This is a genomic window from Streptomyces sp. D2-8 (genome assembly GCF_023184515.1).
GTDB lineage: Bacteria > Actinomycetota > Actinomycetes > Streptomycetales > Streptomycetaceae > Streptomyces.
This window is the reverse complement of record NZ_JAAHBP010000015.1, coordinates 53,947-71,056: the sequence shown is the minus strand read 5'-3', so window position 1 is coordinate 71,056 and position 17,110 is coordinate 53,947. Positions and strand designations below refer to the sequence as shown.

Genomic DNA, 17,110 nt, shown 5'->3' with positions numbered 1-17,110 from the left:
CCTCCGGATGAGCGAATTCCCGTACCTTCGAACCCGTTTACGCATGTGACGTTCCCCACGCGATCCGGGGTCGACAGTCGAACCGGCGTGTGCTGCGCACCCCCTTCGGGGGGTCGCCGGTGTGCCCTTGTGTCCCGATTGATGGAATGCTGTACCAAAGCTTCCACTGTCGGGTTTTCGGTCTGTCCACGCCCGGTTCCGCAGCGTGATGGGCGCTCAACTCCGGTGGCTGCGAAGCTTCCTGTCGGCCGCGACTAATCTCGTCGCGAGAACCTCGCCCCACCCCCGTGATCCGCTGCGCCACCCCTGCATGCCGGGTACACGGAGTCGACAGCTCTGGAGAAACTCGAGCATGAACCGCAAGACCTTGGCGCTGCCGGCCGTGATCGGTCTGCTCGCGCCGGTGCTCGCCGCCTGCGGCGGGTCCGACGGCGGGAGCGGCGGCAGCGGCGCGATCGTCGTCGGCACCACGGACCGGTTCACCGCCTCGAAGGACGCTCCCGCGCCCCTCGATCCGGCGTACGCCTACGACGTCGGCACCTGGAACATCCTGCGCCAGACCGTGCAGACCCTGATGATCCAGCCGCGCGGCGAGGGCGAGCCGGTGCCGGAGGCCGCCGAGCGCTGCGGCTTCACCGACACCGGCAACGAGCGCTACGCCTGCACCCTGCGCGACGGCCTGACGTTCGCCAACGGCGACGCCGTCACCGCGGCCGACGTGAAGTACTCCATCGACCGCGCCCGCTCCCTCAAGGCCGACAGCGGTGTGTTCGCGCTGCTGTCCACCATCGACACCGTCGAGACGCAGGGTGACCGCGAGGTCATCTTCCACCTCAAGACCGCCGACGCGACCTTCCCGTACAAGCTGTCGACCCCGGTCGCCGGCATCGTCGACCCCGACGACTACCCGAAGAACAAGCTGCGCGACGGCTTCGACCTGGAGGGCTCCGGCCCGTACACCCTCAAGGCCGACGTCGAGGACGGCGAGCTGGTCAAGGCCGAGTTCACCAGGAACCCCGACTACAAGGGGACCATCGAGGTGAACAACGACAAGGTCGACATGGTCTCCTTCAAGGACGCCGACGCCATGGGCGCGGCGCTGGACGAGGGCGACATCGACCTGATGACCCGCGCCATGTCGCCGGATCAGATCCGCGAGCTCTCGGGCGACGCCGACACCGACATCGACCTCGTCGAGATGCCCGGTCTCGAGATCCGCTACCTGGGCTTCAACACCGACGCCCCGACGGTGAAGTCCAAGGCCGTGCGCCAGGCGATGGCCCAGATCGTCAACCGCGGCGAACTGGTCTCCAAGGTCTACGGCTCCCAGGCCGAGCCGCTGTACTCGCTGGTCCCGGCCAGCGTCACCGGCCACTCCAACTCGTTCTTCAACAAGTACGGCGAGCCGAACGTCACCAAGGCCCGTTCCCTGCTCAACCAGGCGAACATCGCCACCCCGGTGAAGCTGACGCTGCACTACACCACCGACCACTACGGTCCGGCCACCAAGAAGGAGTTCGAGGTCCTGCGCGACCAGCTGAACTCCAGCGGCCTGTTCGACGTCGGCATCAAGGGCACCCCCTGGGACACGTTCCGCCCGGCCGAGAAGAAGGGCGACTACGACGTCTACGGCATGGGCTGGTTCCCGGACTTCCCGGACGCCGACAACTTCCTCGCGCCGTTCCTCGACACGGACAACACCCTCGGCTCGCCGTACGACAACAGCCAGATCCGCAACACCCTGATCCCGGAATCCCGCCGTGAGGCGGACCGGCTGTCCGCCTCCACCAGCCTGACGGACATTCAGGACATCGTCGCCGGCGACGTTCCGGTGCTGCCGCTGTGGCAGGGCAAGCAGTACGTCGCCGCGCGCGATGACATCACGGGTACCGCCTACGCGCTCAACTCCGCCTCGACTCTCCAGCTGTGGGAGCTCGGCCGCGGTGTGAGCAACTGACGGACCCGCTGGAAACCCGGAGCCCCTGACCGCGGCCCCGGGGATCCGTGCCCCGGAGCCAGGGACATGCTCCGGGTGTTCTCGAGAACCGACGACAAGGCACACACGTGAACATACGCAACCAGTGGCCGGTCCTTCCCCTCGTGGTGGGGCTCGCCTCCGGACTGCTGACCGGCTGCGGCACGGAGAGCGGTGACTCCGCGGGGGACGGCTCCAACGTGGTGGTGGGGATGTCCGACGACGTCCTGGCCACGGACCCGGCCTCCGGCTACGACCCCGGCTCCTGGCTGTTGTTCAACAACGTCTTCCAGTCCCTGCTCAGCTTCCCCAAGGGCGCCACGGAACCGCAGCCGGAGGCCGCGGAGAGCTGTGTGTTCACCGACTCGCAGACCACGGTCTACAAGTGCACGCTGAAGGACGGCCTCAAGTTCAGCAACGGTGACGAGCTCACCTCCGAGGACGTCAAGTTCTCCTTCGACCGCATGCTGAAGATCAACGACCCCGACGGGCCCGCGATCATGTTCCCCACGCTGGAGAAGGTCGAGACGCCCGACGAGAAGACGGTCGTCTTCCGCCTCAACACGGCCGACGCCACCTTCCCGAGCAAGATCGCCTCCGGCGCCGGCTCCATCGTCGACCACGGCCAGTACGACGCGGACGGGCTCCGCAAGGACGGCAAGGCGGTCGGCTCCGGCCCCTACCAGCTCGACTCCTTCGAGGACGGGCAGGCGGTCTTCTCCGTCAACGAGAACTACAAGGGCACCGCCAAGGTGAGCAACACCGGCGTGACGCTCAAGTTCTTCAACGGCGACCAGACGGCCCTGAAGCAGGCCATCCAGAACGGGGACGTCGACATCGCCTACCGCGGTCTCACCGCGGGCGACATCGCCGACACCGAGAAGGCCGACGACGGCACCGGCGTCGAGGTCGTCGAGGGCAGCAGCGCCGAGGTCCAGCACCTGGTGTTCAACATGGACGACCCGGTCGCCGGAAAGCTCGGCGTCCGCAAGGCCATCGCCCACCTGCTCGACCGCGAAGCCCTCATCAAGGACGTCTACCAGGGCACCGCGACCCCGTTGTACTCGATCATCCCGGCCGGTATCGCGGGCCACAACACGGCCTTCTTCGACACCTACGGCGCCCGCCCCTCCAAGTCCAAGGCCCAGGCCGCGCTGCGCAAGGACGGCATCACCGGCAAGGTGAAGCTGACCCTCTGGTCGACCCCGTCCCGCTACGGCCCCGCGACCGACCAGGAGCTGAACGCCATCGCCGGCCAGCTCAACGCCAGCGGCCTGTTCGACGCCAACGTCAAGTCCGTCTCCTTCGGCCAGTACGAGAAGGACATCGCCGCGGGCAAGTACGGCGTCTACGTGAAGGGCTGGGTGCCGGACTACCCGGACGCCGACAACTTCACGGCCCCCTTCTTCGGCGAGGGCAACGTGCTGAGCAACAACTACGACAACGACACGATCACCGGCTCGCTCATCCCGCGCACCGCCGCGCTGACCAACCGGGCCGCCACGGACAAGGAGTTCGGGGAGCTGCAGGACATCGTCGCCGACGAACTCCCCGTCCTGCCGGTGTGGCAGGCCAAGCAGTACGCGGTCGTCCGCGACGGCGTCTACGGCCTGGAGTACTGCCTCGACGCGTCGACGGTGTTCCGCTTCTGGGAGCTCAGCAAGGACGCCTCCTGACACACCGGTGTGAAGAAGGGCGCCCCCCGCCTTGGCGGGGGGCGCCCTCTCGCGTATCGGCTCGCGGTCGCTACTGCGCCCCGGGGCGCACCAGTCCGCTCTCGTACGCGTACACCGCCGCCTGCACGCGGTCGCGCAGGCCCAGCTTGGTCAGCACATGCCCGACGTGCGTCTTGACGGTGGTCTCGCTGACGAACAGATCGGCGGCGATCTCCGCGTTGGACAACCCGCGCGCCACCAGCTTCAGCACCTCGACCTCGCGGTCGGTGAGCGTGTGCAGCGTGTCCGGCACCGGCTCGTCACCCGACGGCAGATGCGTGGCGTACTTGTCGAGCAGCCGGCGGGTGATGCTCGGCGCGAGCAGCGCCTCCCCGGCGGCCACGACCCTGATGGCCTGCACCAGCTCGTTGGCGGGCGCGTCCTTCAGCAGGAACCCGCTGGCACCGGCGCGCAGCGCCTCCACCACGTACTCGTCGAGGTCGAAGGTCGTCAGCACCAGCACCTTCGCCGGGCCGTCCCGCCCGGGCCCGGTGATCTGCCGGGTCGCCTCCACACCGTCCATCCGCGGCATGCGGATGTCCATCAGGACCACGTCGGGCTGCAGGGCCCGCACCTGGTCGAGCGCCTGGAGGCCGTCTCCGGCCTCGCCGACGACCGCGATGTCCTGCTCGGCCTCCAGGATCATCCGGAAGCCGGTACGGAGCAGCGGCTGGTCGTCGACCAGTAGGACGCGGATGGCCACGTAAGTCTCCTTCGCTAGTCCGGCCACATTCTGCCCTGCGCGGGCTCGCCGGACTCAGCCGCCCTCACCGGCGACGGGTTGCACCGGCAGCTCCGCCGCGCCCACAGGCAGGGGATAGGGCGGGGGAGTGCCGCCGAACTCCGGGCAGTGGGCCTGGTGGTCGCACCAGCCGCACAGCTTCGTGGGGCGCGGCCGCCAGTCGCCCGTCTCGGTGGCCAGCCGGATCGCCTCCCACAGCGCCAGCAGCTTGCGCTCGACCCGCTCCAGGTCGGCGAGGACCGGGTCGTACGTCAGCACCTGGCCGCTGCCGAGGTAGACCAGCTGGAGCCGCCGGGGGACCACGTTCTTCAGCCGCCACACCACCAGGGCGTAGAACTTCATCTGGAACAGCGCGCCCTCGGAGTACTCGGGCCTGGGCGCCTTCCCCGTCTTGTAGTCGACGATCCGGACCTCGCCCGTGGGAGCCACGTCGACCCGGTCGATGATGCCGCGCAGCCGCAGCCCGGACTCCAGCTCGGCCTCGACGAACAGCTCCCGCTCGGCAGGCTCCAGCCGGCTGGGGTCCTCCAGGGTGAACCAGCGCTCGACGAGCTGCTCCGCCTCGCCCAGCCAGCGCGCCAGCCGCTCGCCCTGCGGATCGTCGGCGAACAGCTCCACGACCTCCGGCCGCGTCTCGCGCAGCCGGTCCCACTGGCCGGGGATCAGCGACTTCGCCCGGGGCGCCGTGCGCTCGGCGGCCGGGGCGTCGAAGAGCCGCTCCAGGACGGCGTGCACCAGCGTGCCCCTGGTCGCCGCCTCGCTCGGCTTCTCCGGCAGCCGGTCGATGACCCGGAAGCGGTACAGCAGCGGGCACTGCATGAAGTCACTGGCACGCGAGGGGGACAGCGAGGCGGGCGCTATGGCGGTGGACTCGGTCGCGGTGCCGCTCGGGGTGGCCGTCTCCACTGCCGTCGCCGCGGGCCCTGCCGGGACCGGCGGATCCACCGCCGCGGCAGGGCTGCTCTCGGGCTGCGCTTCGCCCTCGGTGCTCGTCTCCATGCCCCAGACCATACGGCCCGCCACTGACAGTGACCCAGCCGCGGTCGCGCCGCGTGCGACGTCAGAAGCCGTGAGGGGAGAGGAGGTACGGGAAACACAGGGGTGCCGGGGCGGAACGCACCGCGACGGACGCATACCATCGACTCGAGACCCTCCCGTCCGCCAGGCGCGGGAGACGCTTCGATCGAGGGGACACCGGTGGACGAGAGCGGCGGGCGCGGGCGGCCGCAGTCCGGCAACGACGAGCCGGCCGAGCGTCACGCGGGGCCTCCGGCCCGGGCCACCGACCCGACCCCAGCCGACCAACAGCCCACGGACGAGCACGGTTTCACCCCCGAGCAGCCCACCCCCGGCCCCGAGCCGACCGGTCCGGCCGCACCCGCAGACACCACGAGGGGCGACTCGGCAGCGGACCGGGACTCCGCCGCCGGCGCCTCGCACCCCCCGCGGACTCCGGACGACGCGGCATCCGCCCCCACCGAGCGCGACGCGAGCCGTCCGGACCCGCACCCCGACCGCGGCTACGCCGACGGCCCGCACCCGGCCCCGGCCCGCGCCGACGCCGACGGACCGCAGGCCGCCCCCGCCCCCGGCGAGCGCGGCGGCGGCGGTTCACCGGAGAGCGACACGCACCCCGACCGCGGCTACGCCAGCGGCCCGCCCTCGGCCCCCGCCCCGGATCCCGGCCGCGCGAAGCATCACCCCGGCCCTTCCGTCCCCGACCACGGCGACCGCCCCCTCGCCCACTCCGCCGACGGCAAGGGCCCCGCCCCCCAGCGGCCCGAGCCCCGCGGCGGGCTGCTCATGGGGCGGCCCTTCGGGGTGCCCGTGTACGTCGCGCCGAGCTGGTTCCTCGTGGCCGCGCTGATCACCTGGGTGTTCGGCGGCCAGCTGGAGCGCGTGCTGCCCGAGCTCGGTGCCGCCCGCTACCTGGTCTCCCTCTTCTTCGCGGTCGCCTTCTACGCCTCCGTGCTCGTCCACGAACTGGCCCACACGGTCGCCGCCCTCCGCTTCAAGCTCCCGGTCCGCCGCATCCGGCTCCAGTTCTTCGGCGGCGTCTCCGAGATCGAGAAGGAGGCCGAGACCCCCGGCCGGGAGTTCGTGCTCGCCTTCGTCGGGCCCCTGCTCTCCCTCGTCCTCGCCGGCGTCTTCTACGCCGCCGTGCAGGCCGTGGAACCCGGCACCGTCCCCGGCGTCCTGCTCGCGGGCCTGATGATCTCCAACCTCATCGTGGCCGCGTTCAACCTCCTGCCCGGCCTGCCCCTCGACGGCGGCCGGATGCTCCGCGCCGTCGTCTGGAAGATCACCGGCAAGCCCATGAAGGGCACCATCGCCGCCGCCTGGGTCGGCCGCGCCCTCGCCGTCTCCGTGCTCATCGGACTGCCCCTGCTGACCCAGTCCGGCGCCCTCGGCACCAACGCCACCGACAGCGTCGGCATGGACACCGTCCTCGACGCCCTGCTCGCCGCCATCCTCGCCGCGATCATCTGGACCGGCGCCGGCAACAGCCTGCGCATGGCCCGCCTGCGCGAGCACCTCCCCGAGCTGCGCGCCCGGAGCCTCACCCGCCGCGCGGTCCCCGTCGAGACCGGCACCCCGCTCTCGGAGGCCCTGCGCCGCGCCAACGCCGCCGGAGCCCGCGCCCTGGTCGTGGTCGACACCGACGGCAAGCCCCTCTCCCTCGTCCGCGAGGCCGCCATCGTCGGCGTACCCGAGCACCGCCGCCCCTGGGTCGCCGTCAGCGGCCTCGCGCAGGACCTCACCGACGGCATGCGCGTCTCGGCGGAACTGTCGGGCGAGGAGCTGCTGGACGCCCTGCGCGCCACCCCGGCCACCGAGTACCTGGTGGTGGAGGACACCGGCGAGATCTACGGCGTCCTGTCGGCGGCCGACGTGGAGCGCGCCTTCGTGAAGGCGATGGCGAGGCCGTCCTAGTGGTCGGTGGCCCTCTCCGGGGCCGGTAGGCTGGTCACATGTCCGAACCGACCGGTGCCGCCCGCAGGCGCGGGCCCTTCAAGGTCGGGGACCAGGTTCAGCTGACCGACCCCAAGGGCCGCCACTACACGTTCACGCTCGAGGCCGGGAAGAACTTCCACACCCACAAGGGTTCCTTCCCCCACGACGAACTGATCGGCGCTCCCGAGGGCAGCGTTGTCCGCACCACGGGGAACGTCGCCTACCTCGCGCTGCGCCCCCTGCTCCCCGACTATGTCCTGTCCATGCCCCGCGGCGCCGCCGTGGTCTATCCCAAGGACGCGGGGCAGATCCTCGCCTTCGCCGACATCTTCCCCGGCGCCCGCGTCGTCGAAGCGGGTGTCGGCTCCGGATCGCTCAGCAGCTTCCTGCTCCGGGCCATCGGCGACCAGGGCATGCTGCACAGCTACGAGCGCCGGGCGGACTTCGCCGAGATCGCCCAGGCGAACGTGGAGCGCTACTTCGGCGGCCCGCACCCCGCCTGGCAGCTCACCGTCGGTGACCTCCAGGACAACCTGTCCGACGCCGACGTCGACCGCGTCATCCTCGACATGCTCGCCCCCTGGGAGTGCCTGGAAGCCGTCTCCAAGGCGCTCGTCCCCGGCGGCATCCTGTGCTGCTACGTGGCGACGACCACCCAGCTCGCCCGGACCGTCGAGTCCATCCGCGAGATCGGCTGCTTCAACGAGCCGACCTCCTGGGAGACGATGATCCGCAACTGGCACATCGAGGGCCTGGCCGTCCGCCCGGACCACCGGATGATCGGCCACACCGGCTTCCTGCTCACCGCCCGCCGCCTCGCGGACGGCGTCGAGCCGCCCATGCGCCGCCGCCGCCCCGCCAAGGGCGCCTACGGCGAGGACTACGCAGGTCCCAACGCCGACGGCGGCACCGCCCGCTGAGGCAGCCCGTCACCGCGTCCAACGCACCGGCGCCGTGGCGGAGTTCCCGGATCCGTACCGGAACTCCGCCACGGCGCCTTTCCGTTGCCGCCCCGGGTGAACCCTCGCCCAACGGCGGTGACCTGCCGCGGAGGCCGTGTAGGCCCATGTCGTGGTGCGGCGGGAGCAGGGCCGCACAGGCCCGCTGACACAACGGCAGGAACCGTAACCCTTCTGACTGCCCCGGCACAGGACGTGCACACCCCGCCGTTCCCTCGCGGTGTGACGTGTGGCACCATGCTGGCCACCCCACCGGCACAGCCTCAGGAGACACTCCTAGTGCAGTCTTCCGCCGTCCCGGAGCTCGCCCACACCCACACCCGCCCCATCCACTGGCTCGCCACCGCGACGGCCGTCGCGGGCGTCTTGGCCTTCTCCTCGGTCCTGCAGCCCGGCGCGGCGACGGCGGCCCAGCCCGCTGCCCCCGAGACCAAGAGCGCTCCGGCGCCCATGACTCCGCCCGACCCGGCCGCGGTGACGTTCCCGATCGAATGCGGCCCGGTGAAGGCCGTGGTGAAGAAGCGGGCTTCCGGAGACCTCGACGGCGACGGCCGGCCCGAGACGGTGGCCGTGGTCCACTGCGACTCCCCGATGGGCACGCCGCCGGACGGCGTGTACGTCCTCACGCGCGACGCCGACGGCGGCAAGCCGCGCGTCGTGGCCACCCTGCTCGACCCCAAGGACAGCACCACCGTCACCGACTTCGCCGTTCGCGACGGGGCCGTCACGGCCACGGTCCTCGGCTACTCGTCGGCCGACGTGCCGCGTTGCTGCCCCGACGAGAAGAGTGACGCGAAATGGCGTTGGCGCGGCGGCTCTTTCGTCCGCTCGACGCCGTCCGAAGCTCGCAGCGTGTGAAGCGCGAGCGACGGCGCGTGTGAGATGTCAGACAGTAGTAACGGAACGTAGAGAAATAGTCACTCCGCGTCCGGTCCGTAGACCTCGGCCCTGTCCGAAACCCGACGTACGTGGATGCACTCGCCCGGACACTCCTTCGCGGAGTCGATCACGTCCGTGAGGAGCGGCAGCGGAACGGGCGTTGTCGCTCCCTTGTCCTGGAGCAACTCGTCGTCGGTGCTCTTCACATAGGCCAGACCGTCGATGTCCAGCTCGAACACCTCGGGCGCGTACTGGGCGCAGATGCCGTCGCCGGTACACAGGTCCTGGTCGATCCAGACCTCCAGCTCCTCGCCGTCCGCCCCGGCCACCTGCTGCACGCTCATCTCTCCTGCCGTTTCTCCGCAGAGCCGTATCGGGAATCCGGCCAGCTCTGGCGGGTGTTGAACAGTTCGACCCTACCTGCGGCTGGGTTCCAATCATGTTCGCTGGGTATTCCCCTGGCGTGAGGGAGAGCGCAAGGGTGAAGATCGGACACACCCCGACCGTCTTTGTGATCTAGGGGTTTCAATCGACACCCGCCCAGGTAGGGTCTGGAAGCGTCCAGCTCCCCTTGGAGGAGGTGAGGACCGTGGCAGCCCACGACGACGACATGAACCGCGGCATCCGCCCGGGACGCGGGTCCGACGACCCGGCCGGGCAGATTGCCTACCTTGAGCAGGAGATCGCCGTCCTGCGACGCAAGCTCGCCGACTCTCCGCGACACACGAGGATTCTCGAAGAGCGGATCGTCGAGCTGCAGACCAATCTGGCCGGCGTGTCCGCGCAGAACGAGCGACTCGCCAACACGCTCCGTGAGGCCCGCGACCAGATCGTGGCCCTCAAGGAGGAGGTCGACCGGCTCGCGCAGCCGCCGGCCGGCTTCGGCGTCTTCCTGACGGCCAACGAGGACGGCACCGCCGACATCTTCACCGGCGGCCGCAAGCTCAGGGTGAACGTCAGCCCCAGCGTCGAGCTCGAGGAGCTCCGGCGCGGCCAGGAACTGATGCTCAACGAAGCGCTCAACGTGGTCGAGGCCATGGAGTTCGAGCGCGTAGGTGACATCGTCACCCTCAAGGAGATCCTCGAAGACGGCGAGCGGGCCCTGGTGCTCGGGCACACCGACGAGGAGCGGGTGGTGCGGCTCGCCGAGCCGCTGCTGGACGTCACCATCCGCCCCGGCGACGCCCTGCTCCTGGAGCCCCGCTCCGGATACGTCTACGAGGTCGTCCCCAAGAGCGAGGTCGAGGAACTCGTCCTCGAAGAGGTCCCCGACATCGGCTACGAGCAGATCGGCGGTCTCGGCGGCCAGATCGAGGCCATCCGCGACGCGGTCGAGCTGCCGTACCTCTACCCGGACCTGTTCAAGGAGCATGAGCTGCGCCCGCCCAAGGGTGTCCTGCTCTACGGGCCTCCCGGATGCGGTAAGACGCTCATCGCCAAGGCCGTCGCCAACTCGCTGGCCAAGAAGGTCGCCGAGGTCACCGGCCAGGCCGCCGGCAAGAGCTTCTTCCTCAACATCAAGGGCCCCGAGCTCCTGAACAAGTACGTCGGCGAGACCGAGCGGCAGATCCGCCTGGTCTTCCAGCGCGCCCGGGAGAAGGCCAGCGAGGGCACCCCCGTCATCGTCTTCTTCGACGAGATGGAGTCCCTGTTCCGCACCCGTGGCTCCGGTGTCAGCTCGGACGTGGAGAACACCATCGTCCCGCAGCTGCTCGCCGAGATCGACGGTGTGGAGGGCCTGCAGAACGTGGTCGTGATCGGCGCCTCCAACCGTGAGGACATGATCGACCCCGCCATCCTGCGGCCCGGCCGCCTGGACGTGAAGATCAAGATCGAGCGTCCCGACGCCGAGGCGGCCAAGGACATCTTCGGCAAGTACCTCACCGAGCGCCTCCCGCTGCACTCCGACGACCTCGGTGAGCACGGCGGCAGCAAGGCCACCACCGTCCAGAGCATGATCCAGACGGCGGTGGAACACATGTACACCGAGTCCGAGGAGAACCGCTTCCTGGAGGTCACCTACGCCAACGGTGACAAGGAAGTCCTCTACTTCAAGGACTTCAACTCCGGCGCCATGATCGAGAACATCGTCGGCCGCGCCAAGAAGATGGCAATCAAGGACTTCCTCGAGAAGAACCAGAAGGGCCTCCGCGTCTCCCACCTCCTCCAGGCCTGCGTGGACGAGTTCAAGGAGAACGAGGACCTGCCGAACACCACCAACCCGGACGACTGGGCCCGCATCTCCGGAAAGAAGGGCGAACGGATCGTGTACATCCGTACGCTCATCACCGGAAAGCAGGGCGCGGACACCGGACGCTCCATCGACACGGTGGCGAACACCGGTCAGTACCTGTAAAAGGCAGGGCGGCTGCGGGTGCCCTCGGCGGGTACCCGCAGCCGACTGTTTTTCAGGCCACGGCTGGAGCAACGCAATGACGCAAATGATCTCCCCACCAGCGCAAAGGCGTTCTAGGCTCTTGCGTACCGCCACGTCGCGCAGTGCGGGGACGGGCACCGCACACGCAACCGAGCGCCAGCGGTATCTGAGTGGCGCCCACGACCGAGGGTGCCGCCGGGCAAGGAGGGCCGCATGACCGTACGGCGAGTAATGGGCATCGAGACGGAGTACGGGATCTCCGTCCCCGGCCACCCCAACGCCAATGCCATGCTCACCTCGTCCCAGATCGTGAACGCCTACGCGGCGGCGATGCACCGGGCCCGCCGGGCCCGATGGGACTTCGAGGAGGAGAACCCGCTGCGGGACGCGCGAGGCTTCGACCTCGCCCGCGAGGCCGCCGACTCCAGCCAGCTCACCGACGAGGACATCGGCCTGGCCAACGTGATCCTCACCAACGGTGCACGGCTCTACGTCGACCACGCACACCCCGAGTACAGCTCCCCCGAGGTGACCAACCCCCGGGACGCCGTCCTCTGGGACAAGGCCGGCGAGCGGATCATGGCCGAGGCCGCGGAACGGGCCGCCCAGCTTCCCGGTGCCCAGCCGATCCACCTGTACAAGAACAACACCGACAACAAGGGCGCGTCCTACGGCACGCACGAGAACTACCTGATGAAGCGGGAGACCCCCTTCTCGGACATCGTGCGCCATCTGACGCCGTTCTTCGTCTCCCGCCAGGTCTTCGCCGGTGCCGGCCGCGTCGGCATCGGCCAGGACGGGCACGAGCACGGCTTCCAGCTCAGCCAGCGAGCCGACTACTTCGAGGTCGAGGTCGGCCTCGAGACGACGCTCAAGCGCCCGATCATCAACACCCGCGACGAACCGCACGCGGACGCCGAGAAGTACCGGCGCCTGCACGTGATCATCGGTGACGCGAACCTGTCGGAGATCTCGACCTACCTCAAGCTGGGCACGACCGCGCTGGTGCTGTCGATGATCGAGGACGGGTTCATCGCCGTCGACCTCGCCGTCGACCAACCCGTCCGCACGCTCCACCAGGTCTCGCACGACCCCTCCCTGAAGCGCCTGGTCACGCTGCGCAGCGGCCGTACGCTCACGGCGGTCCAGCTGCAGATGGAGTACTACGAGCTGGCGCGCAAGTACGTGGAGGAGCGGTTCGGGGCCGACGCCGACGACCAGACCAAGGACGTCCTGTCCCGCTGGGAGGACACCCTCACCCGTCTGGAGCACGACCCGATGAGTCTGGCCGGAGAGCTGGACTGGGTCGCCAAGCGGGAGCTCATGGAGGGCTACCGGCGCCGGGACAGCCTCGACTGGGACGCGGCGCGGCTGCACCTGGTCGACCTCCAGTACGCCGACGTACGGCCCGAGAAGGGCCTGTACAACCGTCTGGTGGCCCGCGGGCGCATGAAGCGGCTGCTGACCGACGCGGACGTGGAGCGGGCCCGTACGGTGCCGCCGGAGGACACCCGGGCGTACTTCCGCGGCCGCTGCCTGGAGCAGTACGCGGACGATGTCGCGGCGGCCTCCTGGGACTCGGTGATCTTCGACCTGCCGGGCCGGGACTCGCTGCAGCGCGTTCCAACCCTGGAACCGCTTCGCGGAACGCGTAATCACGTCAAGGAGCTCCTGGACCGCTGCCGCACCGCGGAAGACCTGGTCAGGGTGCTGTCGGGCGGGTGACCGCGTTGAGCGGGTACTCGTCGGGAGCCGGCCGGACAGGGTGGAAAGTCCCTGGTCCGGGAATCATCGAGGTGGTCCCCGTACGTTGGAGCAACTGCGGGGCCATTGTCAGACCCGGCGAGTAGGGTCTGATCTTGACCGAGCAACTGTGTCGGGCGAACCGAGCGGGGTGAGGGATATGGCGACCAAGGACACCGGCGGCGGACAGCAGAAGGCCACCCGGTCCACCGAGGAGGTCGAGGAGCAGTCGGCGGAGACGCAGGCTTCCGAGGACCTCAAGGAGCGTCAGGAGAAGCTGAGCGACGACGTGGACTCGGTTCTGGACGAGATCGACGACGTACTTGAGGAGAACGCAGAGGATTTCGTTCGGAGCTTCGTGCAAAAAGGTGGACAGTAAAGGGTATGGCGCGCTCTAGCCTTTGATCTGAAGGTGGCGGGGGATGGAAGCGGCCAGCGAGCCGAACGTGAAGCAATGCAGGAAGTGTCGGCGGGGTCTGCCTCTTGCTGCATTTGCCCGTGACAAGAATCGGCGCGACGGCCTCCAGGTGCACTGCCGGGAGTGCGTGGCGAAATACAGCGCCGCGCGCTACCGGCGCCGCCGGGAGGCTCTGGGGAAGCCGGTCCGGGAGCGGGTGGACGTTCCGGCTGGATACAAGCTCTGTCGGATGTGTGGCGAGATCAAGCCTCACAGCGAGTGGCACCGCAACGCGACCGCTTCCGACGGTCTGTCGACGCGCTGCAAGGCATGTCGGGCGGTGCAGGGTCGGCAGGGGCATCTGAAGCGCCAGTACGGCATCACGGAAGCCGAACGCGAAGGTCTGATCGCCTCTCAAGCGGGCGTGTGTTGTATTTGTCTGTCGGCCGTGCCCGAGCATGTGGATCACTGCCACAAGACGGGTAGGGTCCGAGGCGTACTGTGCTTCAGCTGCAACGCTGCACTGGGGCAGTTCAAGGATCGGCCCGATGCCATAAGGCGGGCTGCCGCATACGTGGAAGGAATCGCGTGGAAGCCAACACTCGTAGCACCGGGCGTCTACCAGCTGCCTTCCTGACGCCAGGGTCTTCCTCCTTCATGGACTTCCTGTCCGAGCACCAGCCGGAGATCCTGCCCGGCAATCGGCAACTGCCCCCCACCCAGGGCGTGATCGAGGCACCGCACGGGACCACGATCGTCGCTGTGACGTTCCCCGGCGGTGTGGTCCTCGCCGGTGACCGCCGGGCCACCATGGGCAACGTCATCGCGCAGCGGGACATCGAGAAGGTCTTCCCGGCCGACGAGTACTCGGCGGTCGGCATCGCCGGCACGGCGGGTCTGGCCGTGGAGATGGTGAAGCTGTTCCAGCTGGAGCTGGAGCACTTCGAGAAGGTCGAGGGCGCGCAGCTGTCCCTCGAGGGCAAGGCGAACCGGCTGTCGACGATGATCCGCTCCAACCTCGGCATGGCCATGCAGGGCCTGGCCGTGGTGCCGCTGTTCGCCGGGTACGACGTGGACCGCGGCAAGGGCCGGATCTTCTCCTACGACGTCACCGGCGGCCGCTCCGAGGAGCAGCACTACGCGGCCACCGGCTCCGGGTCGATCTTCGCGCGCGGCGCGATGAAGAAGCTCTTCCGGGAGGACCTCAGCGAGGCCGAGGCCACGACGCTCGTGGTCCAGGCGCTCTACGACGCGGCAGACGACGACTCGGCGACCGGCGGTCCCGATGTCGCCCGCCGGATCTATCCCATCGTCACCGTGATCACCGACGACGGCTTCCGCCGGCTCACCGAGACCGAGGCGTCCGAGATCGCCCGCTCGATTCTGGAGCGGCGTCTCGAGCAGCCCGACGGGCCGCGGGCCGCGCTGCTGTAGCGGCGATCGTCTTCGTGAGGGTGGTCCAGTGAACCGACGGAATCTTCAAGAGAGGGACGGATAACCGGTGTCGACGCCGTTCTATGTCTCACCCCAGCAGGCCATGGCCGACCGGGCGGAGTACGCCCGGAAGGGCATCGCCCGTGGTCGCAGCCTGGTCGTGCTGCAGTTCGCCGACGGCATCGTGTTCGTCGGCGAGAACCCGTCCCGTGCGCTGCACAAGTTCAGCGAGATCTACGACCGGATCGGCTTCGCGGCCGCCGGCAAGTACAACGAGTACGAGAACCTGCGGATCGGCGGCGTGCGCTACGCCGACCTGCGCGGTTACACCTACGACCGGGACGACGTGACGGCCCGGGGCCTGGCGAACGTGTACGCGCAGACGCTGGGCACGATCTTCTCCAGCGCCGCCGAGAAGCCGTACGAGGTGGAGCTGGTCGTCGCCGAGGTCGGTGAGACGCCCGAGGGCGACCAGATCTACCGGCTCCCGCACGACGGCTCCATCGTGGACGAGCACGGCTCGGTCGCGGTGGGCGGCAACGCCGAGCAGATCAGCAGCTATCTGGACCAGCGCCACCAGGAGGGCATGACCCTCGCGGAGGCGCTGAAGCTGGCGGTGCAGGCGCTGTCCCGCGACACCAACGGCAGCGAGCGGGAGATTCCCGCGGAGCGGCTCGAGGTGGCGGTGCTGGACCGCACCCGCCCGCAGAAGCGCAAGTTCAGGCGGATCAGCGGCCGCCAGCTGTCCCGGCTGCTGGGGGCGGACGCAGACGGCGACGGGGGTGCCGAGGAGACGGCGTCCGACGACGACGCCGAGTAGCGCTGAGGCGGTGCGGTGCGCCCCGGTCGCTGTGCGGCCGGGGCGCACCGGCGAGCACCCCTAACGGGGCCTGGCCGTGGAGCCTCGTAGCACCAGGCGCACCGGGATGTCCCCGCTTTCGGGTGCCCGGTCCTCCAGGACGGCCAGCAGGGCCCGCATGCCGCGCTCCCCGAAGAGCTCGGCGTTCAGGTGGACCGTCGTCAGTTCCGGATCCATGGCTGTGGCCAGGGCCAGGTCGTCGACGCCCGTGACCGACAGGTCGTCCGGGACGCGCAGCCCCAGGCGGCGGGCCGCCTTGTACGTGCCGGCCGCGAGCTGATCGTCGTCGCAGATCACTGCGGTGGGGCGAACGCCGGGGGCCGAGAGAGCCGCTTCGGCGGCCGCCACCGCTCCCTCGATGGAGATGAGGGCCCGGGCCGTGCGCACCGATGTGCCCGGCACCTCGTCCAGCCGGGCCGCCAGTTCCCGGGCACGTACCTCGAAGGTCCAGGAGGGGACGTCCGCCGCCAGATGAAGGAAGCGGCGGTGGCCCAGGGACAGCAGGTGCTCCGCGACCTGACGGACGCCGTCGGCGATGTCCAGGTTCACCGTCGCCGCCCCCAGGCTGCCCTCCGGGTCGCTGTCCAGCATCACCAGCGGCAGCGCCTCGCCGCGGATCGCGGTCAGCGCGTCCGCGGCCATGGAGGAGGCGATGACGCCGTCCAGTGCGGCCTGCGCGGAGGCGAACGGGTCGCGGGCGGGGCCGATGCCCTCGGGGGAGGGGTAGAGGACCACGCCGAAGCCGTGCTCGGCGGCGACGCGGGCGGCGCCCGTGTAGACGCCGGCGAAGAACTCCGTGGTGAGGGCCGGGACGACCAGGAGGACCGTGCGGGTGCGGCCCAGGCGCAGGTTGCGGGCGGCCAGGTTCGGGCGGTAGCCCAGGTCGCGGGCGGCCTCCCGGACCCGCTCCGCCGTCGCCGCCGAGACGCGCCCGCGCCACTTGTCCCCGAGGACCAGGGAGACCGCCGCCTGGGAGACGCCGGCGACCTGGGCGACGTCCCGGCTCGTGGGTCGGGTGCTGCCTTGTGCCACCGTCGGCCTGCTCTTTCGTATGGACGCGTGAACAGCGGACATG

Annotated in this window: 15 protein-coding genes; 11 read left to right on the top strand and 4 right to left on the bottom strand. The window is 69.7% G+C overall.

The genetic code is table 11. The features are described from left to right. The first annotated feature begins 352 nt into the window (after nt 1-352). Nucleotides 353-1,957 (top strand): ABC transporter substrate-binding protein, encoded by a 1,605-nt coding sequence (locus G3I77_RS25465; protein WP_248507449.1) that lies wholly within the window; start codon nt 353-355, stop codon nt 1,955-1,957. A 107-nt stretch (nt 1,958-2,064) separates the two neighbouring features. Further along, nucleotides 2,065-3,651 (top strand): ABC transporter substrate-binding protein, encoded by a 1,587-nt coding sequence (locus G3I77_RS25460; protein WP_248507447.1) that lies wholly within the window; start codon nt 2,065-2,067, stop codon nt 3,649-3,651. 70 nt (nt 3,652-3,721) lie between these two features. Here G3I77_RS25460 and G3I77_RS25455 read toward each other — a convergent pair whose 3' ends face one another. Both G3I77_RS25455 and G3I77_RS25450 read right to left on the bottom strand, forming a co-directional pair. Further along, nucleotides 3,722-4,393, bottom strand: coding sequence for a response regulator transcription factor (locus G3I77_RS25455; protein ID WP_037670515.1), 672 nt, complete (start codon nt 4,391-4,393; stop codon nt 3,722-3,724). A gap of 54 nt (nt 4,394-4,447) precedes the next feature. After that, nucleotides 4,448-5,431, bottom strand: a complete 984-nt coding sequence (locus tag G3I77_RS25450; RefSeq protein WP_248507445.1) for a RecB family exonuclease — start codon at nt 5,429-5,431, stop codon at nt 4,448-4,450. A gap of 198 nt (nt 5,432-5,629) precedes the next feature. Here G3I77_RS25450 and G3I77_RS25445 point away from each other — a divergent pair, with 198 nt between their 5' ends. The 3 genes from G3I77_RS25445 (at nt 5,630) to G3I77_RS25435 (ending at nt 9,204) form a co-directional block, all read left to right on the top strand. After that, complete coding sequence (locus G3I77_RS25445; protein ID WP_248507443.1) at nt 5,630-7,366, top strand: site-2 protease family protein; 1,737 nt, start codon at nt 5,630-5,632, stop codon at nt 7,364-7,366. 38 nt (nt 7,367-7,404) lie between these two features. After that, entirely contained in the window at nt 7,405-8,307 is a 903-nt protein-coding gene (locus G3I77_RS25440; RefSeq protein ID WP_031141913.1) for a tRNA (adenine-N1)-methyltransferase, read from the top strand. A 318-nt stretch (nt 8,308-8,625) separates the two neighbouring features. Then, nucleotides 8,626-9,204 (top strand): hypothetical protein, encoded by a 579-nt coding sequence (locus tag G3I77_RS25435; RefSeq protein WP_248507441.1) that lies wholly within the window; start codon nt 8,626-8,628, stop codon nt 9,202-9,204. A 59-nt stretch (nt 9,205-9,263) separates the two neighbouring features. Here G3I77_RS25435 and G3I77_RS25430 read toward each other — a convergent pair whose 3' ends face one another. Then, a complete protein-coding gene (locus G3I77_RS25430; RefSeq protein WP_248507439.1) occupies nt 9,264-9,569 on the bottom strand; it encodes a ferredoxin in 306 nt (101 codons plus the stop codon). 245 nt (nt 9,570-9,814) lie between these two features. Between G3I77_RS25430 and arc the strand changes: the two genes are divergently transcribed. The 6 genes from arc (at nt 9,815) to prcA (ending at nt 15,996) form a co-directional block, all read left to right on the top strand. Continuing rightward, nucleotides 9,815-11,581 (top strand): proteasome ATPase, encoded by a 1,767-nt coding sequence (gene arc, locus G3I77_RS25425; RefSeq protein ID WP_062925901.1) that lies wholly within the window; start codon nt 9,815-9,817, stop codon nt 11,579-11,581. Nucleotides 11,582-11,815: 234 nt separating this feature from the next. Beyond that, nucleotides 11,816-13,327, top strand: a complete 1,512-nt coding sequence (gene dop, locus G3I77_RS25420) for a depupylase/deamidase Dop (RefSeq protein WP_374386641.1) — start codon at nt 11,816-11,818, stop codon at nt 13,325-13,327. 178 nt (nt 13,328-13,505) lie between these two features. After that, nucleotides 13,506-13,724, top strand: a complete 219-nt coding sequence (locus G3I77_RS25415) for a ubiquitin-like protein Pup (RefSeq protein WP_248507437.1) — start codon at nt 13,506-13,508, stop codon at nt 13,722-13,724. A gap of 43 nt (nt 13,725-13,767) precedes the next feature. After that, entirely contained in the window at nt 13,768-14,379 is a 612-nt protein-coding gene (locus G3I77_RS25410; protein WP_248507435.1) for an endonuclease VII domain-containing protein, read from the top strand. Continuing rightward, nucleotides 14,331-15,176, top strand: coding sequence for a proteasome subunit beta (prcB, locus tag G3I77_RS25405; protein ID WP_248507433.1), 846 nt, complete (start codon nt 14,331-14,333; stop codon nt 15,174-15,176). Before G3I77_RS25410 ends, prcB begins: the two co-directional genes overlap by 49 nt. A 67-nt stretch (nt 15,177-15,243) precedes the next feature. Further along, complete coding sequence (prcA, locus tag G3I77_RS25400) at nt 15,244-15,996, top strand: proteasome subunit alpha (protein WP_248507430.1); 753 nt, start codon at nt 15,244-15,246, stop codon at nt 15,994-15,996. Nucleotides 15,997-16,056: 60 nt separating this feature from the next. On the opposite strand, the gene G3I77_RS25395 is transcribed toward prcA, so the two are convergent. Continuing rightward, nucleotides 16,057-17,109, bottom strand: coding sequence for a LacI family DNA-binding transcriptional regulator (locus G3I77_RS25395; protein WP_248507428.1), 1,053 nt, complete (start codon nt 17,107-17,109; stop codon nt 16,057-16,059). Nucleotide 17,110: the final 1 nt, after the last annotated feature.